This window comes from Sediminivirga luteola, from assembly GCF_014639315.1.
Taxonomy (GTDB): domain Bacteria; phylum Actinomycetota; class Actinomycetes; order Actinomycetales; family Brevibacteriaceae; genus Sediminivirga; species Sediminivirga luteola.
Map to the genome: position 1 here is coordinate 154,247 of NZ_BMFY01000004.1, position 21,314 is coordinate 175,560.

A 21,314-nucleotide genomic window follows, 5' to 3' on the forward strand; every position below is an offset into this window, starting at 1 on the left:
TGGAGAGTGACGACGTAAGAGCGCAACGACGACGTAGAAGCGGCGAAGTACGGAAGAGCGACGAGGTACGGACGCGCCGTGCAGAAAGGCCCGGCAGAGGAACGATCCCGCCCTCACGCTCGGGGTCCCGCGAGAGCAGCACCGGGAGTCAGACGGCTTCGGCGATGCGGGCGGCCTCGGCGTGCACCCGTCCGACGTAGTCATAGGAGGCGTTGTAGGCCAGGATCGCCCGCTGCCATCCCTCGTCCGTGCTCAGATCGCGGTCCGCGGCGCACAGGTAGTTCGCCGCGGAGTGGGCGGCATCGTCGATCTGGTTCGGATCGGCGCGGCCGTCGCCGTTGCCGTCCACGCCGTACCGGGAGAAGGTCTCGGGCAGGAACTGCATGGGTCCCACCGCGCGGTCGTAGACCGGATCGCCGTCCAGCTCGCCGCCGTCGGTGTCCTCCACGAGGGCGAAATCACCGCTGCCGTCGAGCGCCGGGCCGATGATCTCCCCGACGACGAAGCCGTCCTCGTCGATGGACGCGCCGCCAAGGGTGCCGTGATGCGATTCGACGGCACCGATCCCGGCGAGGGTGTTCCATCCTAGGCGGCATTCCGGGAACTCCTCGGCCGCCCAGGCGGAGGCGTCGAGGTAGGCGCGCAGCACCCGCTCGGGGATGCCCAGCAGCTGCGCGGTCTCTTCCCGCCACGCGCTCAGCTCGGAACCGGAGTCCCCGGCGTCGGGAACGCCGGAGCTTTCCTCGCCGGCCACCAGCACGGGAGGGGCCTCGTCGACGATCCGGGGTGCCTGCGCCTGGCCGTCCTGGGCCGGGGATCCCAGATAGCGGGAGGCCACCACGCCGAGGGCGAAGACCAGCGCCAGGAAGCTCGCCGCGACCAGCAGCAGGGCGGTGACCAGGCCCGCGACCCGTCCGCGGCTCATCGGCCGTGGCTGCTCAGCGCGGCCGCGGCGGTTGAGGCGACGCCGGGCTCACCGGGGCCGGTAATTGGGCGCCTCCACGGTCATCATGATGTCGTGCGGGTGGGACTCCTTCAGGCCCGCGGAGGTGATGCGGACGAACTTGCCCTTGGCCTTCAGCTCCGGGATGGTGTGCGCGCCGACGTAGAACATCGTCTGACGCAGGCCGCCGGTCAGCTGGTGCACGACGGCCGAGAGCGGTCCGCGGTAGGGCACCTGGCCCTCGATGCCCTCGGGGATGAGCTTCTCGTCGTCGGGCACGTCGGCCTGGAAGTACCTGTCCTTGGAGTAGGAGGTGTTCTTGCCGCGGGTCTGCATGGCACCCAGCGAGCCCATCCCGCGGTAGGCCTTGAACTGCTTGCCCTGGTAGAAGACCAGATCGCCCGGGGACTCGGCGGCGCCGGCCAGGAGCGAGCCGAGCATGACGGAGTCCGCGCCGGCGACCAGGGCCTTGCCGATGTCGCCGGAGTGCTGGAGCCCGCCATCGGCGATCACCGGCACGCCGGCAGGGATCGCAGCCTTCGCGGACTCGTGGATGGCGGTGATCTGCGGGACGCCCACGCCGGCGACGACGCGGGTGGTGCAGATGGAGCCCGGGCCGACGCCGACCTTGACCGCATCCGCACCGGCGTCGATGATGGCCTGCGCGCCCTCGCGGGTGGCGGCCTGACCGCCGATGACGTCGACTCCCCTGGCGCGGGGCTCAGCCTTGACCTTGGCGATCATGTCGAGCACGCCACGGGTGTGCCCGTTGGCGGTGTCCACCACCAGCACGTCCACGCCGGCGTCGATGAGCGTCATGGCACGCTCGAAACCCTCACCGAAGAAGCCCACGGCGGCACCGACGCGGAGGCGGCCCTCCTCGTCCTTGGTCGCCTGCGGGTACTTGTCGGCCTTGTCGAAGTCCTTGATGGTGATGAGCCCGGTCAGCCGGCCGGCGTCGTCCACCAGCGGGAGCTTCTCCACGCGGTGCTTGCTGAACAGCGCGATCACCTCGTCACGGGTGATGCCCTCGCGTGCCGTCACGAGGGGCTGCGGCGTCATCTTCTCGTGCACCTTGGTGGTGGCGAACTCCTCGCCCGGGACGAAGCGGATGTCGCGGTTGGTGATGATGCCCACCAGGGTGCCGTCCTCGTCCACGACCGGCAGCCCGGAGATCCGGTAGTGCGCACACAGATCGTCGAGGTCCTGGATGGTGGCGTCGGGAGAGATGGTGACTGGATCGGTGATCATCCCGGACTCGGAGCGCTTGACCTGATCGACCTGCTTGGCCTGATCCTCGATGGACAGGTTGCGGTGCAGGATGCCGATGCCGCCCAGGCGGGCAAGCGCGATCGCCATGGGCGCCTCCGTCACGGTGTCCATGGCAGCGGAGACCACGGGGGCATTGATGGTGATGTTCCTGGTCAGCCGCGTAGAAGTGTCCGCATCGGAGGGGATCACATCGGTGGCCCCGGGCATCAGCAGGACATCGTCGTAGGTCAGGCCGATCAGGCCGAATGGATCATTGCCCGCATGGGTGGCGTCTGACACGAGGTCTCTCCCTTTGGATCGTGCGGCGGATGGCTTCAGGTGGGCGGCTGATCTCGCCGGCATGCCATCCCGGCAGCGCTTGACACCATGCTATCTATTCCCGCACCCCGCCGGAGACCACATCCCCATGGGCCAGATCACACTCAGCTCTACGCACCGGCAGCACCGCATCGGGCCGCGGCATCGTCGCCGGGCCCCGCCCTCGGGTCAGACCGGTTCAGCGATGCGCCGCAGGCATGCCAGCGGCATCGCCGGCGAGGTGCCGCGCCCCGCCGGCGGAGCCGTCCGGGATCGCTTCGGGTGCTTCCTGCACCGCGGGCCCCCGGGCCCGGCCGGAGTTCCGCTCCGGCCGGCCTGCCGCCGGGATCGTCACGGGCCCGGTGAAGAGGTCTTCCACGCCGACTTCGAGGTAGTCGGCGATGCGTTGCGCCGGCCCGGGACTGATCGCCTTCGCCTCCCCTCGCAGCAGCCTGCCGAGGTAACTGTGCGTCTTCCAGCCCGCAGCCGCTGCGAGCTCACGCTGGGAGACGTCCTGCAGGATCATCAGCCGGGCCAACTTCTTCGGATCACGCACGTGCATTCCAACCGTCCTCGATGGTGCGAGAGGGCTTTTTCCCAACTCTACCCATTTTTCGGGTCGATTAGGCCCATTTTTCAGGACACTGTGGACACGGAAGTGCCCACTGCGTCTCTAGTAAAGTGAGGTCGCAAGGTTCTGGCGTGGGACTTCGCTATCCCAAACCGAACCGGCCACCAGTGCCCAGGCATTCGGTCATCGCGCCGTTTCCCTCACGGAATGCGCGCGGCGCGAGTGCGATCGTGCAGAGGAACGGATCGTGACGGACAAACATCCACTGGGGCGCCTGATCACGCAGGTGCAGGAGGCTCAAGGGTGGAGCGACCGCGACCTCGCCGAGCGTAGTGCGCCCGCCCATCCCTTGAGCAAGACCCGCGTGGGCGATCTGAAGAACAAGCCGGTCACCTCGATCAAGGCCCGCACCATCCGCACGCTGGCATACGCCCTGAATGTTCCCGAGCGTCTTGTCGCCGAGGCCGCGCTGGAAAGCATGGGCATCGAGCTGCGGCTGGACCGTCCCGCCGAGGTGATGGAGGTCCTGGCCGCCGACACCACCCTCAGCGCCCGGGACAGGTTCCTGGTCGCCACGCTGCTGGAGCAGATGCGCCGCAGCGCCGCAAAGGACTGGCGGCCGGACGAACCGGAAGCCCTGGCCGAAGCCACTCGCCTGCAGGAGCGCGCCGACTCCGCTCCGGCGCAGGCGCTGGAGGAACTCGCCGCGGACACGTCGCCGCGGGAGGAGCCGGAGGCCCGCTGAGCGGCAGACCCGGCTCGCTGTCCGTCCGCCTCGTTAGTATGCCGGCATGCAGCACAATCCCTGGCGCGAACTCGCCGCTCTCGACGGCGTGGTCGTCTCCTGGCGGGACGATCTGCCGCCCGGCGTGCTCGGCGCGACCGATGGCGTCTCGATCATCTACCTGCGAAAGGACCTACGGCAGGTGGAGCGCCGCTGCACCCTGGCGCATGAGCTCACTCATCTGCGGCTGGGACACCGCGGCTGCGTGGACCCGCGCACGGAAGCGGAGGTCCGCCGGCTGACCGCCCTGCGGCTGGTGAGCCTGCCACAGCTGCTGGACGCGGCCCGGTGGGCCGGCACGGACGCCGAGCTGGCACGGGAGCTGTGGGTCACCCGGGCGGTCCTGGCCGACCGCCTCGCCGCGCTGTCCCCGGCCGAGCGGGCGCAGCTGGACCGCGTCGCCGACGGCGCCTGGCACCACGGATGAGGCGGGCCGCCGCCAGGGCCTGAAGACCGGGCCTGCGGGTGGTGCGACCGGCCGCACGGCGCCGGGACGCCGCGCGGGACCGCACGCTAGCGGTAGTTGACGAACTGCAGGTCGACCTCCAGGTCCTTGCCCTTGAGCAGGGCGATGACCGCCTGGAGGTCGTCGCGCTGCTTGGAAGAGACCCGCAGCTCGTCGCCCTGGATCTGGGCCTTGACGCCCTTGGGTCCTTCGTCCCGGATGATCTTGGAGATCTTCTTGGCGTTCTCCTTGTCGATGCCCTCCTTGAGCGATCCCTCGATGCGGAACTCCTTGCCGGAGGGATAGGGCTCACCGTGGTCGAGGGACTTCAGCGAGATGCCCCGCTTGACCAGCTTGGTCTGGAAGACGTCGAGCACCGCTTTGGCGCGTTCCTCGGCGTTGGCCTTGATCAGGATCTTCTCGCCGCTCCACTCGATCGAGGCGCCGGTGCCCCGGAAGTCATACCGCGAGGCCACTTCCTTGGCGGCCTGGTTGAGGGCGTTGTCGGCTTCCTGGCGGTCGACCTTGCTGACGATGTCGAAGCTGGAATCGCTGGCCATGGCATGCTCCTTCGCTCGTGTCGGGAGGTGTCTGTATCCCCGACAGTCTACGGCGGCCGGCATGCCAGGACACCGGCGCCCGGAGCGCGGCGGTCGTCCTGATGGACGCGTCGCAGCGGCCATGCGCCGAAGCCGGGCGCTCCCCGGCACCCGCGAGACGGGGCGATGCTCCCGCGCAGGTCAGCGCTGCGGCGGATGCGGCGGATGCTGCCGATGCGGCTGGAAGTCGATCGGTGGGGCGGGCGCGGGCCGGGGCGGCTGTCCCTGCGCCGCCATCTGCCCCGACTGGCCGGTGGCACCGGGCTGCCCGGCAGGGATCGGCAGGACCACGGCGGCGGTGCCATAGGCGCAGAGCTGCACCCACTGCTGCCCGATCTCGGAGGTCTCGAAGCGCATGCCCAGCACGGCGTTCCCGCCCCGTGCCTGCGCGTCGGAGACCATCCGGGCGATGGCCTCCTGTCGGGATTCCTGAAGCGCCTGCGTGAACTCGGTGATCTCACCGCCGCCTATCGAACGCCAGCCGGCGGTCCAGTTGGCCAAGGCGCTGCGGGCGCGGACGGTCAGTCCCGTCACCTCGCCGAAGATGGCGTCGGTGCGGTAACCGGGAACGGAATCGGTGGTGACGACGATCATGAAGCGATCATAAGCCCGGTTGCCGTCGCGCTCGGCGTCGCCGATGTGGCATCTTCGGCACGCCGCAACCCGGCGCCCTTCCGCGACCAGGCGGGCCACGCGCACGTCCGCGGAGTGTTCACCTGCACGGTCCGGCAGCCCGGGACGGGCAGATGCGACACGGGGGACGCGCCGACCCCGGTATCCCCCTGACGCGGTGACGAAACGCTGAGCTCACCGCCCAAAATGGCAGAAATGGACAGGACCTGAGCCATAGGTACGCGAAACCCCCGCCGATCCCAGTGTTTCCGCGGGATGGCGGGGGTTTCATCTTGCTGTGGCAGGTACAGGATTCGAACCTGTGTAGGCAATGCCGGCTGATTTACAGTCAGCTCCCTTTGGCCGCTCGGGCAACCTGCCGTGACACCCGAGAGTGTCCGTAGCGGAGGCGGGGCTCGATCCCGCGACCTCACGAGTACGAGCGACCAGAACCCCGCTCGCACCTGGATATACTCGCACGTCCCTAGAATCCCGGTCAAACTGGCCCCGAGGAGACCTCCAGAACAGCCGGTCGCGACCCCATCAGCAGGGATGATTCAGGGGGTTTCCGATGTATAAGAGATGGCGGCGCCTTGCCCCGAACACAAAAAGAGGCCGTCCCCGAAAGGACGGCCTCTCCCCCGTTTGGCCGGTCCCCACCGGCCGGCGCGAGGATCCCCATCCTCGGCGCGTGCCACGAGGCTACGACCGCCCCGCTTCATGGTCAAGCATTCGACGCCGGCTCGATCAGCGTCGGATCATCCCACCGCGCGCTGCGGGTGCTATTCACTTTCCGGTCCACCTCGTACACCTCCAGCCCGTCAGCGACCCGCTCAGCGCTATCAGCCAGCAGCCGCGCCCACTCCTCACCCTCGACCGGGCCAGGGGTGAGCCAGTCCGCCGCGAGATCCTCGGTGAGGAACGCTGGCATCCGATCATGCACCTGGCCTGCCGCGTCGTGTGAGGTGGTGGTGATGATCGTGCATGAGACACCCTCGTCGGTGACCGTGTACAGGCCAGCAGCCGACAGGATGCCCTCGCCGTGACGGGGAGGTGGCGCGGGAGGTCGTCCCCGACCGGAGTCGGGGCCGCCAAAACCCCGCGTACGGCGGGGACCATTTTCAGGGTTCGTCCACTAGCGGATCACCCCCGCCAAGAGGCGGGGAGCACAGCAGCAGGATACGCCACACCCAGAGACGACGAAAGCGCCCCCGCCTGAGCATCACACTCAAGACGGGGGCGCTCCCCTACTGGTCACCGGCGCACCGAGACCTCCACACTCCGATACCGCACACCAGGCATCGAATAAAGCGACGACACCTGCACGACGAACCGACACCACACAGCCTCGGCCATCCGATTCGCGGCACTCGCCGAGACACTCCCCGACGACACTCTCCAATCCACCTCAACGAACTCCCTGGTCTGCCCATTACCACCGAGGCGCAGCATGTCCGGGCCGAGGTAGTCGAGCGACACGAGCCACCCCGTTGGCTCTGGCGCTTTCGCGTCGACCGTCCACGCGATCGCGGCGGGTGAATCCACCCGGACGCGGGTTTCTATCCGCGCCCCGACCGCTGGGAGGACCGCGCAGCGCTCTTCCGGATCCCAATAGGCTCCACCGGAATACGACCACCAGCGGACCGGCGGAGCGAGGTCCACGCCGGCAGGGACACGGGCGGCGTGCGCCACCGCGGCCCTCACCGGACACCGCCTAGGACTCGTACACCCGGATCAGAGTGCCGGCGCCGTCGTTCGCGACGTACACGTGGAGCCACGCCACACCCTCCGGGGCGGTCGTGGTGGCCTCCATCGCGCTGTCGCCGCTCCAGTAATCCACCAGCGGCAGGAAGGGACCCGGAGGATCGGCCGTGTACCCGTAACGGAACCGAACCGTGCGGGACTCCCGGACGATCCGGTACGTGCGGCCTGGTGCGACGGGTATCGACCAGGTCAGCCAGTTCCGATCCGGACCAATTAGCTGCTGGCCACTGGCGTCGGACCCGAACCCGTACCGGGTGGGGATGGCACGGCCGGCGCGGCCGTCGACTACCGTCGCTCTCATGCCGCCAACCCCAGCCCAGCACGACGGGAAGGCTGTTTGGGCCTACCCCCCCCCCCGCTGTTTTCGAGACCGTACCGTCTTACCAGCCAGCCCATCACCATCAGAACCTCCGCATCCGCGAGCGCGCGGGGCCACACGTGCGCGACGATCGGTGTCCAGTACGGGCGCGTGGTGTGCATCAGCCCGTCGAATGTCTTCGTCCCCGGTGTCACCGCCCGTGATCTGTGCTCACCGTGCACGGACCGGAACGACCCCTGGCCGGTGTTGTTGTCGAGGACCACGGCGAGGACGTCCAGGCCACGACCCAGCGGCGGGTGCAGGTGCACTGTTCCCGGTGTCGAGGTGCCCTCGTTGGGTTCGCCCTGGTCGAACCGCGCATACGAGTGGCCCTCGGCGTGGGCGGAGATCGACGCGATGCGCTCTGCGACTGACCCGGTCCCGAGCCCGGCGAAGCTGATGTAGTCATCCGACGGGCGAGGTGACGTGCCGACGATGATGAGGGTGCCCGACATCGCCGGCGCAGCGTCGCTGAACCGGGCCGTTCCTGCGCCTGACAGGGACGCGGCCGGCGGCCCCGCGATTGCTTCCAACCTACGGTCCGTGACGGCGGCTCTCACGGCTGCCACCCCGCCGGCACACGAGCATCCGGCGCGCCCACCGTCACGAACCAATCCTGGCCCGAGTGCAGCAGATGCACCATGTCGATCGCGCCCGGTGTGGACGACAACGGCACCGGCGTGCCGTACGGGGTGCGGGCACCCCGCACAGTGAGGGTGTGGCCGCCCGTGCCGCCCTGAGCGATGAAGAGCGTGCACGTGCCAGCCTTCCCGAGAGTCTGCGGTAGATCCTCCACCGTCAGATCCCCGACAGCGGTAAGCCGCACCACCGTCGAGAGGGAAAACTCCCCGAGGTCGAGGGCGCCGGCGCGGTCACCGAGACTGTAATGGTCAGCTAGGTCACCCTGTGGGCCCTGCGGGCCCCGCAGGACCGGGCTAGACGTGCGTGTGGTCATTGGTGCTGCCTCCTCCAGGCGAAAGACCCCCGGGCCCGGGGGCAGGTGAAACTCCATGGCCGGCGGGGCGAGTTCTTCTCCGGCGAGGGTGAGTTCGAGGTACCGCATCCGCCAGTGCCACGGGTACGCGCCCCGGTCGTCCATCGACACCATCAACCGGACCGGCTGGGCTACGGTCTCATCGTCCCGGGCGACGAACACCATCAGCTCACCGTCCACGATCTCAGCGCGGATCGGGCGAGGCAGAATCATCTCCGGAACCACGGAGTACGGAATCGGCCGGTCTGGATGCGCCAGGACCGGCTCGAACACCACCCGGCCCTCCATCGTGACCCTGTCCGGGTTGTAGTCGTGGTCCGACCCATCCGGGACACGGGCGGTGAACGTCCCGGCCACAGTGCGGTACTGCACGGCGTCCATGCGCTACTCCTCTACTGGCTGGTAGAGCGCCGGCTGCTCCGGCGGCAGCCAATGCTCAGCCGACTGGTGCGCCTGCACCACCCGGTACACGACCCCCGAGTAGACGACCAGCTCCCCTATGGAGTAGGCCCGCCCTGGCTCCCACGTCAGCGGACCGGGATCCGGCTCCTGGTGGTCGTCGTCCTCACCGGCGGCGTCGTCGTGCTCAGTGATAAGCAGCCACCCGCCCGGATACACATCCGGGCTCCACGCGTTCCCATCGATGAGGGACCGGTAGACGCGGCCGTCATAGAGGACCACGTCCCCATCCCGGTACGCGTCATGCGCCCTGGCCGGCTGCACCCACTCACCATACGAGCCGTCCTCAGCCAGCGGCCGCCAGCCACTTACTCCGGGCTCCCAGACATTGGCGTCGGCCATCGACACCCACCGGCGGCCCTCGTGAGTGACCTCGTCCCCGGCCAGGTACGCGTCATGCGCCCCGGCCGGCTGCACCCACTGGGCGCCCGGTGCCGGCGTGCTGATCGCTCCATGGTCTCGGGCGCCCTGCAGCACAGCCCGCACCTCGCGCTGCACCGCGAGGACAGTCTGCCGGCGGGCGAGCTCACGCCCGGCAGCGTCAGAGATCTCTTCCAGCTCCGCCGGCGTCGCGTTCTCCAGATCCATGGTGGCCTCCTTCAGGCGTGGTTCTCACCGTCGACCACGACACCGTCCCGGTCGGCCTCGTCGGCCAGGCCCGCGAGGGCGTCAGCGTCGTGCTGGACGTCGGTGCGGGTGTCCATGGGCTCGTCGGCGCGGTCGTCGATGACGGTGTCTTGGTCGGCGCCGGACCAGTCGCCCACAACCTCTGGGGAGACGGTCTCGGCCTTGACCAGAGACGGACCGGTGCCGTTAGCCCCCGATCCCACTGAGGTCAAGAAAGACAGGACCACGGCCGTGGCGACCACCGAGCAGATCTGGCTCCAGTCAAGGTCGAGGATGCCCACTTGATCGGTGCCGATCAGGGCGATAGCCGTCTGCGCGGCGGTCTTGATCGCCCGCTCGGCGGTGGCAGTCCAGAATTCCTTGCTGGCGTATACGCTCATCAGTCGCTCTCCACGGTGTAGTCGGTCGTGCGGATGGTGATGGGGTTCTGGCCGCGGTTCCGGGCGAGGAGCTGCAGGCGCAGGCTGCCACCGGACCGGGGTGTCTGGGTGACGTGGTAGGGCTGGCCGACGTAGACGTGGTCTGTCCAGGATCCGTCGGTGGTGCCTTTGACGTCGGCCGGGTAGAAGTTCCCGACGATGCGGTCCTGAGGTGTGCCGTTCGGGAGGTAGTCCACGATGACGGCGCGGACCATTAGGCGGTCCTCCTCGTGGGCGCCGACAATGCCGAGGTTCACCGTCGGGCGGACGGTGGAGCCTCGGGTGAGGGTGCACATGGAGAAGTACTCGCCGACGGCGATGCGGGCTTCTTCTCCGGGGTTGATGGTGCGCTCGGTGGTGTTGCGGCCTGTGGCGATGACAGTCATTCCGAACAGTCCCTTCGGTTTGGCAGGTGTGCTGGGGTTGGGTGTGGTGAGGCTGATGGTGCGGACACGGTCGCGGAACGCCGGCATGGAGAACGTCGGGTCGATCTTCCGGCCGAGGGGCCTGGCGGCTTCCTTGTGGCCGACGACGTCGCCGATGGGGATCCGGTAGTGGTCGGCGATGGCGCGGCACAGCTTGGCGTAGGCGTCCATCTGCTGGGCGGTCCACGGCTCGCCGACGCCGTTGTTCTCCGCCTCGATCCCGATAGAGCGCGGGTTTGTGTACCGGGTGGCGGAGACCGTGCCGGCGTGGTTGGCGCGGCCGGCGGCGACGACGTAGATCGTGCCGTCCCGGGCCAGGAGGTAGTGGCACAGCGGGCCCGGCAGGCCGACGCGGCCGTGAGTCACCACGTTCAGGCTGGGCGCGTTACGGCCGGCGGCCGAGGCGGTGTGGTGCACCATCAGGCTGGAGGTGGCGGACATCGCGGAGCGGCCACGGGTCCGCCACCCCTGGACTTCCCGCACGGGGTACCCGGTGCGTCGGGCGATGGTGACGAGGTCAGTCAGATAGGGCATGGGCGAGTCCCTTCCGGGGCATGAAAAAAGCCCCTGGTGAGGGGCTCATCGGTATATTTCCTGGAATGATTTACGGCGCCTGTTCAGAGTCGTATGGGATGCCGTGCGAGGCGAGGAGACCCTGGAGGCGGAACTTCTGCTGCTGTTCTTCCAGGAGAAGCCGCTGCAAACGTGTGACCTCGTTGGTGAACTTCGCGTTGAGGTCGTGCAGCTCGGAACGGAGCTTCGACACCTGGTCCTTGAGCTTCGCCAGTTCGGCGTCCCGTTCCTCCTCCGCCTGGTCAGCACGGCGCTCTGCCCGCTCCACCCGCTCTCGTAGACCACGCTGATGCGCCTGGTACGCCCACACCACCACCAGAGCCAGCAGCGCGATACCGGAAATGAGCGGGTGCGTTCCCTCGGGGATCGTGGGCATCGTCATCGGGCACCCCCGTCCTTCACGAGACGGCGATGCTGAGCCAGCAGTGCAGCCAGCATCACCAGCATCAGCGCCGCAGTCTCCAGCGGCGCAGCAGCAAAACGTACGCCCCGCAGATCACCGGCGATGAACGCGGTAGCGACCCCTTGCGTCATGGCTGTGGCGTACGCCGCCCACACGGCCGCAGCGGCGGCCGTCGCGGCGATCATCCCGGCCAGCCACCGAGTAGCCACAGCGACGAGGATCAGAAGACTCGCGATCGCGTGTGCCCATCCCCACACGTGCGAGCCGAGCATCTCCACCACGTACATGAGGTCCGAGCTCGACGGCTCCGAGAACGCCCGGTCGATGCCCTTGACGATCCCCGCGACAGCGAGGATCACGAGGACCGTAAGCGCGAGGCGGTCGCCGGAGGATTCGAGGCGGAAGCGTGCGGTGAGGTACCGGTGAAGCGGCACGGGGTCTTTGTGAGTCATGGGTTTCCTCACTGGATGTAGGCGCGGATGCCATCGAGAGCAAGAGTGGTCACGCTCCGCCCCGGAGTGGCGACAATCCTGCCCTCAGGCTCGATCAGGATGGTGCCGTCTCCGAGGCCCACCTGCCCGGAATATCGGGAGACATACGTCAATCGCGGCACAGGGAGTCCGTACTGGTACGGCGGGTTGTCTCCGACTCCTCGGATGTACCCGATGGTGTACGACGTGCCGCCCTGGAAGGCCTGGGTATTCTCCGGGGAGCCTCGGCGAATGACACCGCGAAGCTCCCACCCCCAAGAGTGACGCTGCTGGGTCGGCGGGGCGCCGAACCCCGGGTGGAAGATCCCCGACTGCAGGCGGATGGGCAGCCACGGGGAGGGATCGACTGGCACCCACTGGTCCGGGTGACCGTTCGGGTCGGACCCCCAGGCGCGGAATTTTTCTCCTGTACGGTGGAGCAGAACTTCCGTCCCCCATAGCATGTGCCGCAAGGGAAGCCGGTCCAGGAATTCCTTCGAAGCGATGGAGAGCGTCGGTACGTATTTCGGGCGGATCTCGATGACCTCAGCATCAGTCAGAAGCTGGTTGGGGCGGCGCACCACATCCCACAGCGGGAGGTGAATACGGCCCTGCCCGGTCGGGTACTCGTTCGTGTAGTTCCGGACCTGGATCGGACCGATGTTCTGGTCATCGAAAAGGGGGTTGTACTCCAGGCAGACCCGGTAGGTGGTGGTGGATGCCACCGGCGGGAAGTCGAGTGTCATGCTCTCGGTCATGCGGTGGTAGAAGCCCATGATCCGGGCCCGCGCGTCGCCCGTGGTGGACGAGACAGCAAGACGGCCGGTGTTCGTGACGTTCGACAGGTCTGTCAGCCTGTATGGGAAGCCGCCCTGCTCTAGGATGCCGAAATCCCCGAGGTTGACGGACTGCCACATCTCGTCGTTCACTGGCCGGCCCACCACCGGGTAGGAGTACTCCGGGCCGGTCTGGGGCTGAGACTGGACAGTGATCAGCGACCTGAGGTCCGCGATCTCCTGCTGGAGTTCTTCAAGCGTTGCCATGGTGCTCCTATCGGGTCTGCAGCTCGCGAAGTTGCTTCGACGCGGCCCGCGCCCATTCCACGAGCCGGCCGGACGCCTGGTTCAGCTGGGTTTCGTCAGCGACGGGACCGACCTGGAGTTTCTCGGTGCGGCCCGTGTGATCCCAATGCAGCTCGGCGATCTGCACCGGCTCGGTGACGGGATGGTCCAGGTCGACGGTGATCCGATCCCCCAGGTGGAAGTCCCTGCCAAACCGACGGTGCGGGAGGGACCGCGCTTCGAACGTGACCGACGCGGTCTCTTGGCCTTCTTCCAGGGCGGTGCGGACTGCCTGCTGGAGTTCTTCACTGCGGGACGACGATCCCCGGTCCAAGAAGACAGTCGTCCTGAGTCCCCACGGGCCCGGATCGACGGCCTGCCGGTAGAGGACACGGGCGGACCCTTCGCCCTGCCCACCGGCGATAGCTTCAGTGACGGTCGGCGCTGTCCGGGTGAGGGTGTACTCCCCCACCCCGCCGTTCACGCGGCTGAGCTTCACCCGCCGCGTGAGGTCCTTCGGAGCGCGGAACCTCGTGACGAGCTGGCGGCCGTCCTGGACGATGTCCATCACCAGACCACCAGCGGTGAGCTGCTCCTGGACCTCATCAAGGAGGTTCGTGAACCTGGCTGACATTGAGACTGGTTCGCCGCGGCCACGGTCAGGCTCCATCACCAGTCCCGGCACCCGGTAAAAGTCGGGCGCGTCCGGGCCGATCTGCTCCCGCACCAGCCGGTGAAGAACCGTCTCGGCGGGGCCGTTCGCGGTCCACGCCGCGCCCTGTCCCGTCGGGCTCTGCGGGTCGGGGATGACCAGGGATCCTTCAAGGTGGCGCATCTCCGAGAGCCCTCTGAGGGTCACTGTGCGTGACTTCGACCTTCCGTCCGCATGGTAGGTGATCTCATGAGCGGGTCCGGACAGGAGGACACCGTCCTCGATGAGGACGATGCCCCACCCGTCCCGCCACCGTTCCCACTGCCGGGAGTTGGCGTTCACCGTGACCTCCCAGGCGTGGACGCCGTTGCAGCGCATCACCACCCGGGCCTCCGTGTACGGGAGGGGCCCGCGGGTCTGCAGGGTGGGGTCTCGCATGAGGATGCGCATCAGTACCCCGCCAGGAAGCGCTCGTCATAACGAAGGTTGATCTCCGACTGGGGTGTCGCGCCGACCATCGACACCCTGAGACGATTCGGGCCCGGGCGGAGGTGGAAGAAATCAGCCTTGTCGATGGGGATGCGCTCCATCAGCTCTCCATTCGAGAGGGTCGGGGTGCGGATGTCCTCCACCTGCGGGCGGGTGTCGATCGTTATCTGCTCCGTGAAGGCCCCTTCGACGAACAGCTGCTCGCCGGTGCCTTCGTGGATCAGTAGGAGGTCTTCTCCGGGCGCGTCGATCGTCCAGACCGGGTAGGCGATGTCGTCTCCCTGCACGTCCACGACGATTTGGCCCTGCACCGTGCTGGAGGCGAGGACGACGGGCAGGAAGGGAATGTTCCTTCCCGCCATGCCCCGCACCGCGCGCGAGACCGACGCGTTCGGGGCGCCCTCCCAGGAGTGCACCCACCCGTCCGTGACGGGGGTGGACCCGTCGAAGTAGTCGTGGACAGTCGTGCCGGTCGTGAGCATCGCCGCGTCCACGAGGACCGGGCCGGTGAACCCACCCGCCGGGGCGGTCAGGACAGCACGGATCTGCACGGACGATCCCGTCGCGGTGCGGGTCTGCGTGACACTCGCCCGCCCCCACTGAGCGGCGGTGAGAGTGTGCGTCTCCGACCCCAGGACAGTGGACCCGAAAGTCGACCACTGCTCAATGTCCACCCGCGCCTGCGCGGCACCGCGCACATACAGGGATGCTGTGGTGATCGCGCCCAGCGGGATGGGGGACGGCTGCAGCACCACCGTCACCGACTCCGCCCCCGGGTTCGGGGTGATCTGCAGAGCGGTGTCCCCCACATACCCGCCGGCGACGACCTGCCCCTGCCCACCGGCGATGGACTTCCCATCCAGGGAGGCCATCGACGGATCCGCGATGAGGTTGCGTCGCTCTTCCAGGCTCTCGGAGGTGGACGACAGGAAAGGCTTCAACGCCGGCGCGACCCGCCACGGGCCCGGCACGCGCGTCACGCCCAACCAGATCGGGTCCAGCGCCCGGAGCCGGAGGGGGATGTGCCGGAACGTGTAGTGGGAATCCCGCCCACCCAGCGCGCCTTCGAGGCCTTCGACGTAGTAGGCGTACCGGCGTCGGGTGGTGTCGGTTTTCGGCGCGGTGACCTGCACCTCCACCGGTTCATCCGAGGCGACTGCCAGGACCTCTTCGAGGCGGCGGGACTTCTGTGCCACGTCGTCCGGGTCTGTGCCGCGGATGGACACGGGTAGGTACATGTCGGTCTCGTCGAGACGCTGCGACCGCAGGACGCTCCCGTGTGCCGCGGGGAGGGGCGTGGACTCGATGGAGCGTTTCGGGATGCCCAGGCCGGTCACGCCGTCGAGGAGGACGAACCCATCCGCCGAGGTGACGGTGGTGAGTTCGACCTCCCCGACGGTGGACCGGAGGATGACGCGGAGCCACGGGAGACCATCAGACCGGAACGGCCTCATCGGAAACCTCCCCCATATAGTGCCTGCGTCTGAGCGATGCGGTCCACGGCTTCCCCCGCGATCCTTTGGGCCTCGTACGACGACCCGTCGATGTGCTGGACCACCTGCGGGTGCTTCGCCATCTCCTGCGCCACGGCACGCGCGATGGCCTCCACATCGACGCCGCCCCCGTTCGGGATGAAGGTGCGGTTTGCGGCGAGCATCGCTCGTGACTGCGCGTTCGATCGGACTTCGGTGCCGCCTGGGAGACGGACCAGTTCCGGGCCATCCTCTCCGACCACCGCCCACCCGTCGCGCGCGGACCGGGTACCGTCGGCGTACCAGTTGTTCCGTTCGTGGAACCTCCGCGCCGCAGCCGGATCTCCGTAGCGGTCACGGATGTATTGGTAGCCGTACTCGATCTGTTTCCGCGGATCGGCGGTCTTCGGCCCGTAGGGGCCCCATGTGCCGTTAAGGAACTGGAACAGGCCGAACGCCGTCGAGGTGGGGTTCTGCGCGGTCGGGTTCCAGGACGATTCCCGCTGCACGAGCCAGTCAATGTCCGGCCAGAACTCGCCCCAGCCGATCGATTCGGCCATCTCCCGGGCCATCTGACGAGCAGGTCCGTCGGCGACGTTCCCGAAGCTCATGCTCGCGGTCTTGCCGTACTCAGCGGCCTTCTCCACGAGACCGGCCTTTGTGGCCTCCATGACCCCGGTACCGAGAGCACGCATGACGGAGTTGTCTCCGAGCTGGGCAGAGTGCTCCCGGATGATGTCCCGCATGAGGCTGTTTGCCGCACGCCGGTAGGACTCTTCGAGGTCCGCTCCAGCTGAGACTCCCGCACGGTCCAGGAACGGGTGCGAAACCGGCATGCCGTCCCACACGCCCATCGGGCCGGCAGGGACCGCGCCGGCACCCATCGGCGGTTGCATCGCCGCGAGGTGGATGTGGTCCCAGTGCATGTTCCGGGTGACACCGGTGTACATGTGAGGACGGCCACGGTGAAGCTGCCGGTTGTTCGCCGGGGAGAAGATCAGCTCCCTGGTCTGGGGGCCGTAGTTCGCGGCGAGCCAGTTGAAGATCGCCATCGATGGGGTGATGTCGATCGCCCGGCCGGCCCCGTGGTGCGACGGGTTCCCTGTCGCGGTGATGCTGCCCGGACGGTACGCAGAATGCAGGCGAGCGTTCGGGAAGTTCTCCCGAACCAGCGCCCACCACGGCCGCCAGATACCCGAGTCCCGGAAGGCGTTCACCCCGTCAAGGGCAGGCATGACCCCGCCACCGGCGAAGTGGAGCATCTGGTGGACCACTTCGTGATCCCCGCGGCGAGCTGCGTCGTTCATAGCCCGGACTGTCGCTTCGCCGCCGACCATCTGTGTCCACTCTGGACGCATGATTGCTTCTCCACCCGACAGGTAGAGATCACCTGCAGTGCGGGACCGGAAATGATGGACGTCCATGCCAGGGGTGTGCCCAGGAAGGACGCCACCAGTCGCCATGCGGATCTGCGCCGGCGCCTCCAGGTTCACACCCACGTCCCCAAACGCTTCGTTCACGGACGTCGTGAACCGGCCGAATACGTCGATCAGCCGGTTCAGGGAGTTCACCAGTTCAGGACGTGCCTCGCCCATCTGCGCGTTCATCCCGGACCGGAGCCCCGAGAACGACTCGCGGCCGACCCGCTCGATCTCGGCGAAGCCTTCACCCGACGTGCGTCGTAGGCCTTGCATGTGGGCGGTGTAGTCGTCGCGCAGGGCCCTCATGGTCGAGTCGGTCCCGGAGCGCATCTCGGTCAGCCGCAAAGCGGCGGTGTCCTTGACTGACTGGAACCCTGTGGCCGACGTCGTCTTGAGGGTTTCGTGGTGTGCGGCGGTGTCCGCGTTGATTGCCTGCCAGGTGGCGAGGTTCCCCGCCTTCATGGCGTCCTGCTCAGAGCTCTGTGCCGAGCTCATCCCCCGAAGCCCGTCCAGGGTGGTGAACCCCATCTCGGCGTAGGCTTCATTCACCGCCTGGCGCATCTCAGCCATCGCCGTGAGCGTCACGTCGGACATGCCCGTGACCATCTCGGTTGCCTCCGCGGCATCCCCGGTAGAGACAGAGATGGCGCCAACTTGGAGGTCGGGGACCACGGCGTCGGCGAGCAGATTGGATGCCGCTGCCACGTCGGCGATTGAGCCAGCCAAGCCTAGAGCCAGTCCGTGGCCCGCGTACCCGCCGAGTTCCGCCATGACGCGAGACGGTGAGCGGATCCCAAGGACCTGCTTGAACGTGTTCTCAATCGACCGAGCGAGATCAGCGATCTGCCGCTCGACCCGCTCTTGCTGAGACTCCAGGCCACGTACCACTCCGTCGGCGGCGTCCACTCCCCCGTCGTAGAACGCATTGGTCACGTACCGGCCAGCCGCGGTGGCGTGCTTCTCGTAATCCTCGTAGGCAGAGATGTACGCTGACACGTCCGCCTGGGAAGCAGTCAGGAACTCGTCCGCAGCGAGGGAGCCGGCCTCGACTCCCATGCCGGCGATCTCCTGCACAAGGGCACCGGGCAGCCCGAGGGCGGCGAGGGACTGCAACTTCTTGGCGAAGTCTCGGAGCTTGCTTCCGTCCACGCTGAGCCTGCGGGTCGCGCCCTGAATGCCACCGTCGGTGACCCACTCTCCACCCTCGTATCGCGAGTAGTCCCCGAAATCCAGGCGACGTTCATTCAGAAGGCCGCTAGTGACGGACTGCTGAATGCCGCGGAGCTCCTCAGCTCGCTCCTGGGCATCACGAAGACGCTCGTCCAGGGCCTCTGCCTGCTGGTATAGGCGACGCAGGTCAGCTTCAAACCGGCGCGCCGACGACATCGCTCGGTTCTGCGCGGAACGGGACAGGTCATCGTTCTGGCCCAACCCAAACAGCCGATCAACAGCTGCGTAGCCGCCGCCCAGGTCCCTGGTGACCTGATCCTGAATCGTCCCACGGCGCAGGTCCGTCCGAAGGTCAGTACGCAGGACGTTGAGGCGTTCGCGGCGTTCCTGCTCCGCACGTGCGCTGTCTAGCGCCTCCCTGGCACGGTCGACACGGATCTGAGCCTGCTCACGACGGCGCTCCTCGGGCGTGACGCTGCGGTTCGCCCGCGTGATGTCTTCCAGAGCCCGTTGCGCCTGGTCGAGCCGGGCCTGCGCCGCGGCGACAATCCCGCCAGACGCCATAGGGAACGCCCCGGGCATACGGGCGATGGCCTCGGCCAATATCTCCTTGGACCGACGCGACCCGTCCAGAGGGATATACGCTTCGTCAACGTCCGGGCGGTCACCGACGATCCGCCACGTGTTGGGCGGGACCATCTGCGCGACCGGGGACATAGGACGCATGCCGCCGCGGTCCATGAACTCGACGATGCCGCCGGAGTACATGGCGGCCATGCCGGTGTGCGGGTTGGACCGGTACTGGCGCTGGCCTCCCTCTTCGCGGACCCAGGTTTCGTTGACGCGGATCCACACTTCACGAATGTCGGGAAGATTGACGAGCTCTTCCTTGACAGCCTCGATGATGGCCGTGGCGTTGTCCCGCGCCCAGATCTCCGTTTCGACGTTGTCCGGGATACCCATCAGCGACCGGGCGTACTCTTCGGCTTCCTCCGCGGTGGCGCCCATCTGGCGGGCGGAGTCGACAAGGACGTCGTACGTGCTGATCAGGTCGTCCTGGACGTCCTGCTGAGAAGCGCCCATTCGAGCGGACGCTTCAGCGGAGTCTTGCGCGGCCTGCGCGAGCTTGATCAGCTCTTCGCGGTTGGAACGGCCCTTCTCCGTGGTGACGTCCCAGGCGGCGCCGTTGTCCTCGATGGCATCTCGGACCTTGTCGAGCTGCTCCTCGTACCGGATGGTCGCTTCCTCGGCGCTGATGAACACTCCGGAGAGTTCCCAGAGGGCGTCGAGTAGATCTCGCGTGGACATCACAACGCTGTCGGTGGATGACGCCATGCCATCCAGAGCTGCGGAGTGCTCTTCTTCCGCGTCGATAGCAGCCTGGACATGCGGCGGGATGTCTCCCATTGCCCATGCGAAGAGCTGCGCATCAGATACGGTCACGCCGAGCTGTGTGGCCGTGTCGCGCAGCGCGTTAATGTACTCCGGGTAGACCGAGGCCGTCTCCTCGATCGAGATTCCATTCGCCTCGGCTTCGTCCGCCATCAGCCGGAAGTTGTTCGCGGCGGCACGGAAGTTGCCGGAGGCGACGAACCGGGCGAGCGCCTGGTCGGCGGTCTCAAGGGTCTGAGTGGTGTCCGCGATTTCAGATCCCCACCCGGTCCAGGAATGGACCCACATGTTGAAGCCGTCGTGCCAGCGGCCATTCACAACTCGGTCGATGGCAGCGCCGAAGTCGTCAATCTCCTGATGTCCAAGCCAGCGGGACGAGTCTCCCCACACGGCCTCGACGCCACCGAGGGCTTCGGTGAGGTCTCGGCCTCCCGCGGCGGCGCGGATCATGCCCTGTTCCATCTCTTCGACGCCGTCGAAACCGCCCCGGCGGAAGACCGTGTGGCCCGCCGCTTGCATGGCGATGATGGCGCCGGTGACGACACCTGCGGCGATGCCTACGTTGCGAAGGCCTCGGGCTGTCCTTGGGAACTGAGTCGACAGTTGCACCATGTTTGTGTGCAGGTCGATCATCCGGGGAACGAGCGCCGCGGTCGCACCGACTGCACCGACGCCGGCGGCGCCGAGCCCCACGATTCCCAGCGCAGTGTTACGGATGGGTTCCGGGAGCTCCATGAACAGTCGCATCGCGTCAGCGGCGAAGTTCAGGACATCTGCGCCGAACCCGCCACCATTGGGATCTACGAGGGGACGAGCGAGTTCGCCTGAAAGGTCACGCCAAGCGGCCTTGATCCGGTCAATGGCGCCCTCATGCGTGTCCTTGACGTTCTCTGCGGCACCGCCGAAGCGCTCCGTAAGGCCGTCAACTAGCGGATCCCAGATCTGCTCGACAGGAATACCGCCGGGGCGAGAGGCCATCTCCCGGATCTCTGCGCCCGACTTACCCATCTGCGCCCCGATGATGGCGGCAGCGTCGACGCCGTAGTAGCCCATCCGCTGCAGTTCTCGTCCCGAGAGCCGGCCCTGCGACTGCACCTGGGACAGGATCTCTACCAAGGATGCGATGTGTTCATTCGATCCGCCGAATGCAGCAACCGTGTCCTGGATGGCGTCGAGCGTAGGCAGGACCTTGTCCGCTTCAACGCCGAAGCCGATCATCTGCTGCTGCGCCTCGATGAACACCTGCTTCGCGAACGGGCTGTTGACTGCCCACTCATCCAGACGGTCCATCTGGGCGTTCGCTGCGGTCGCGCCGCCCAGGAGGGTCGACATCGCGGCGCGCGCGGTCTGTTGAAGGGTGTTGTACGAGACGCCCGTCTTCATCGCCGCAGCGCCCACGCCCAGCACGGCCGCCGAAGCCGCCGTAGCGGTCACACCTACGCTGGTGAGCGCAGACGAGTTCTGCTTGATGGTGTTCGCAGTCTTGCCGAAGACACCCTCGGACTTCGACCAATGAGACTCGACCTTCGCCGCGGCGTCCTGACTGGCTTTGGCGGCGGCGGCCATGTCCGCGCGGAACTGCGCCACCTCTGCCCTGAGGCGGACTGAGACGGATCGAGTCTGATCGGCCATGTGTCCCTCC

General features: G+C 67.4%; 20 protein-coding genes and 1 tRNA gene. 2 read left to right on the forward strand and 19 right to left on the reverse strand.

Annotation, left to right across the window (positions count from 1 at the left end; all coding sequences use genetic code 11):
* Positions 1–148: 148 nt before the first annotated feature.
* The 3 genes from IEW13_RS05755 to IEW13_RS05765 form a co-directional block, all read right to left on the reverse strand.
* Positions 149–925, reverse strand: a complete 777-nt coding sequence (locus IEW13_RS05755; RefSeq protein WP_188549987.1) for a lytic transglycosylase domain-containing protein — start codon at positions 923–925, stop codon at positions 149–151.
* A gap of 48 nt (positions 926–973) precedes the next feature.
* Positions 974–2,494, reverse strand: a complete 1,521-nt coding sequence (gene guaB / locus IEW13_RS05760; RefSeq protein WP_268235172.1) for an IMP dehydrogenase — start codon at positions 2,492–2,494, stop codon at positions 974–976.
* A 217-nt stretch (positions 2,495–2,711) separates the two neighbouring features.
* Positions 2,712–3,074 carry a helix-turn-helix domain-containing protein gene (locus tag IEW13_RS05765; protein WP_188549989.1) on the reverse strand — a complete coding sequence of 121 codons (363 nt, stop codon included), beginning with the start codon at positions 3,072–3,074 and terminating at the stop codon, positions 2,712–2,714.
* Positions 3,075–3,330: 256 nt separating this feature from the next.
* Between IEW13_RS05765 and IEW13_RS05770 the strand changes: the two genes are divergently transcribed.
* Positions 3,331–3,828, forward strand: coding sequence for a hypothetical protein (locus IEW13_RS05770; RefSeq protein ID WP_188549990.1), 498 nt, complete (start codon positions 3,331–3,333; stop codon positions 3,826–3,828).
* Positions 3,829–3,874: 46 nt separating this feature from the next.
* On the forward strand, positions 3,875–4,294 hold the full coding sequence (locus IEW13_RS05775; protein WP_188549991.1) for an ImmA/IrrE family metallo-endopeptidase: 420 nt from the start codon (positions 3,875–3,877) through the stop codon (positions 4,292–4,294).
* A gap of 86 nt (positions 4,295–4,380) precedes the next feature.
* Here IEW13_RS05775 and IEW13_RS05780 read toward each other — a convergent pair whose 3' ends face one another.
* The 16 genes from IEW13_RS05780 to IEW13_RS05855 all read right to left on the reverse strand — a co-directional run bounded on the left by IEW13_RS05780 (position 4,381) and on the right by IEW13_RS05855 (position 21,304).
* On the reverse strand, positions 4,381–4,872 hold the full coding sequence (locus IEW13_RS05780) for a YajQ family cyclic di-GMP-binding protein (RefSeq protein WP_188549992.1): 492 nt from the start codon (positions 4,870–4,872) through the stop codon (positions 4,381–4,383).
* Positions 4,873–5,052: 180 nt separating this feature from the next.
* Complete coding sequence (locus IEW13_RS05785; RefSeq protein WP_188549993.1) at positions 5,053–5,505, reverse strand: YbjQ family protein; 453 nt, start codon at positions 5,503–5,505, stop codon at positions 5,053–5,055.
* Positions 5,506–5,822: 317 nt separating this feature from the next.
* Positions 5,823–5,904: transfer RNA gene (locus IEW13_RS05790), tRNA-Tyr, on the reverse strand.
* A 343-nt stretch (positions 5,905–6,247) separates the two neighbouring features.
* Positions 6,248–6,556: an SOS response-associated peptidase family protein gene (locus tag IEW13_RS05795; protein ID WP_188550161.1), complete on the reverse strand. Its 309-nt coding sequence runs from the start codon at positions 6,554–6,556 to the stop codon at positions 6,248–6,250.
* A gap of 681 nt (positions 6,557–7,237) precedes the next feature.
* The gene (locus IEW13_RS05800) at positions 7,238–7,588 is read right to left on the reverse strand and encodes a hypothetical protein (protein ID WP_188549994.1); all 351 of its coding nucleotides are present in this window, start codon (positions 7,586–7,588) and stop codon (positions 7,238–7,240) included.
* Positions 7,585–8,100, reverse strand: a complete 516-nt coding sequence (locus IEW13_RS05805) for a hypothetical protein (RefSeq protein ID WP_188549995.1) — start codon at positions 8,098–8,100, stop codon at positions 7,585–7,587. The genes IEW13_RS05800 and IEW13_RS05805 overlap by 4 nt, the downstream gene beginning before the upstream one ends.
* Before the next feature lie 101 nt (positions 8,101–8,201).
* A complete protein-coding gene (locus IEW13_RS05810; RefSeq protein WP_188549996.1) occupies positions 8,202–9,020 on the reverse strand; it encodes a hypothetical protein in 819 nt (272 codons plus the stop codon).
* A gap of 3 nt (positions 9,021–9,023) precedes the next feature.
* Positions 9,024–9,686, reverse strand: a complete 663-nt coding sequence (locus tag IEW13_RS05815; RefSeq protein ID WP_188549997.1) for a carbohydrate-binding protein — start codon at positions 9,684–9,686, stop codon at positions 9,024–9,026.
* Positions 9,687–9,697: 11 nt separating this feature from the next.
* Complete coding sequence (locus IEW13_RS05820) at positions 9,698–10,105, reverse strand: holin (RefSeq protein ID WP_188549998.1); 408 nt, start codon at positions 10,103–10,105, stop codon at positions 9,698–9,700.
* A complete protein-coding gene (locus tag IEW13_RS05825; protein WP_188549999.1) occupies positions 10,105–11,103 on the reverse strand; it encodes an N-acetylmuramoyl-L-alanine amidase in 999 nt (332 codons plus the stop codon). The genes IEW13_RS05820 and IEW13_RS05825 overlap by 1 nt, the downstream gene beginning before the upstream one ends.
* Positions 11,104–11,173: 70 nt before the next feature.
* Entirely contained in the window at positions 11,174–11,524 is a 351-nt protein-coding gene (locus IEW13_RS05830) for a hypothetical protein (protein WP_188550000.1), read from the reverse strand.
* Positions 11,521–11,997: a hypothetical protein gene (locus IEW13_RS05835; RefSeq protein ID WP_188550001.1), complete on the reverse strand. Its 477-nt coding sequence runs from the start codon at positions 11,995–11,997 to the stop codon at positions 11,521–11,523. Before IEW13_RS05835 ends, IEW13_RS05830 begins: the two co-directional genes overlap by 4 nt.
* 8 nt (positions 11,998–12,005) lie before the next feature.
* Positions 12,006–13,058 carry a hypothetical protein gene (locus tag IEW13_RS05840; RefSeq protein WP_188550002.1) on the reverse strand — a complete coding sequence of 351 codons (1,053 nt, stop codon included), beginning with the start codon at positions 13,056–13,058 and terminating at the stop codon, positions 12,006–12,008.
* 7 nt (positions 13,059–13,065) lie between these two features.
* Positions 13,066–14,166 carry a Gp37-like protein gene (locus tag IEW13_RS05845; protein ID WP_188550003.1) on the reverse strand — a complete coding sequence of 367 codons (1,101 nt, stop codon included), beginning with the start codon at positions 14,164–14,166 and terminating at the stop codon, positions 13,066–13,068.
* A gap of 11 nt (positions 14,167–14,177) precedes the next feature.
* Entirely contained in the window at positions 14,178–15,671 is a 1,494-nt protein-coding gene (locus IEW13_RS05850) for a phage tail family protein (protein ID WP_188550004.1), read from the reverse strand.
* A complete protein-coding gene (locus IEW13_RS05855; protein WP_188550005.1) occupies positions 15,668–21,304 on the reverse strand; it encodes an aggregation-promoting factor C-terminal-like domain-containing protein in 5,637 nt (1,878 codons plus the stop codon). Before IEW13_RS05855 ends, IEW13_RS05850 begins: the two co-directional genes overlap by 4 nt.
* Between the last annotated feature and the right edge of the window lie 10 nt (positions 21,305–21,314).

Coding starts and splice junctions, on each gene's coding strand:
- IEW13_RS05755 (WP_188549987.1), bottom strand. CDS start 925: ATGAGCCGCGGACGGGTCGCGGGCCTGGTCACCGCCCTGCTGCTGGTC.
- IEW13_RS05765 (WP_188549989.1), bottom strand. CDS start 3,074: ATGCACGTGCGTGATCCGAAGAAGTTGGCCCGGCTGATGATCCTGCAG.
- IEW13_RS05775 (WP_188549991.1), top strand. CDS start 3,875: ATGCAGCACAATCCCTGGCGCGAACTCGCCGCTCTCGACGGCGTGGTC.
- IEW13_RS05780 (WP_188549992.1), bottom strand. CDS start 4,872: ATGGCCAGCGATTCCAGCTTCGACATCGTCAGCAAGGTCGACCGCCAG.
- IEW13_RS05785 (WP_188549993.1), bottom strand. CDS start 5,505: ATGATCGTCGTCACCACCGATTCCGTTCCCGGTTACCGCACCGACGCC.
- IEW13_RS05800 (WP_188549994.1), bottom strand. CDS start 7,588: ATGAGAGCGACGGTAGTCGACGGCCGCGCCGGCCGTGCCATCCCCACC.
- IEW13_RS05805 (WP_188549995.1), bottom strand. CDS start 8,100: ATGTCGGGCACCCTCATCATCGTCGGCACGTCACCTCGCCCGTCGGAT.
- IEW13_RS05810 (WP_188549996.1), bottom strand. CDS start 9,020: ATGGACGCCGTGCAGTACCGCACTGTGGCCGGGACGTTCACCGCCCGT.
- IEW13_RS05815 (WP_188549997.1), bottom strand. CDS start 9,686: ATGGATCTGGAGAACGCGACGCCGGCGGAGCTGGAAGAGATCTCTGAC.
- IEW13_RS05820 (WP_188549998.1), bottom strand. CDS start 10,105: ATGAGCGTATACGCCAGCAAGGAATTCTGGACTGCCACCGCCGAGCGG.
- IEW13_RS05825 (WP_188549999.1), bottom strand. CDS start 11,103: ATGCCCTATCTGACTGACCTCGTCACCATCGCCCGACGCACCGGGTAC.
- IEW13_RS05830 (WP_188550000.1), bottom strand. CDS start 11,524: ATGACGATGCCCACGATCCCCGAGGGAACGCACCCGCTCATTTCCGGT.
- IEW13_RS05835 (WP_188550001.1), bottom strand. CDS start 11,997: ATGACTCACAAAGACCCCGTGCCGCTTCACCGGTACCTCACCGCACGC.
- IEW13_RS05840 (WP_188550002.1), bottom strand. CDS start 13,058: ATGGCAACGCTTGAAGAACTCCAGCAGGAGATCGCGGACCTCAGGTCG.
- IEW13_RS05845 (WP_188550003.1), bottom strand. CDS start 14,166: ATGCGAGACCCCACCCTGCAGACCCGCGGGCCCCTCCCGTACACGGAG.
- IEW13_RS05850 (WP_188550004.1), bottom strand. CDS start 15,671: ATGAGGCCGTTCCGGTCTGATGGTCTCCCGTGGCTCCGCGTCATCCTC.
- IEW13_RS05855 (WP_188550005.1), bottom strand. CDS start 21,304: ATGGCCGATCAGACTCGATCCGTCTCAGTCCGCCTCAGGGCAGAGGTG.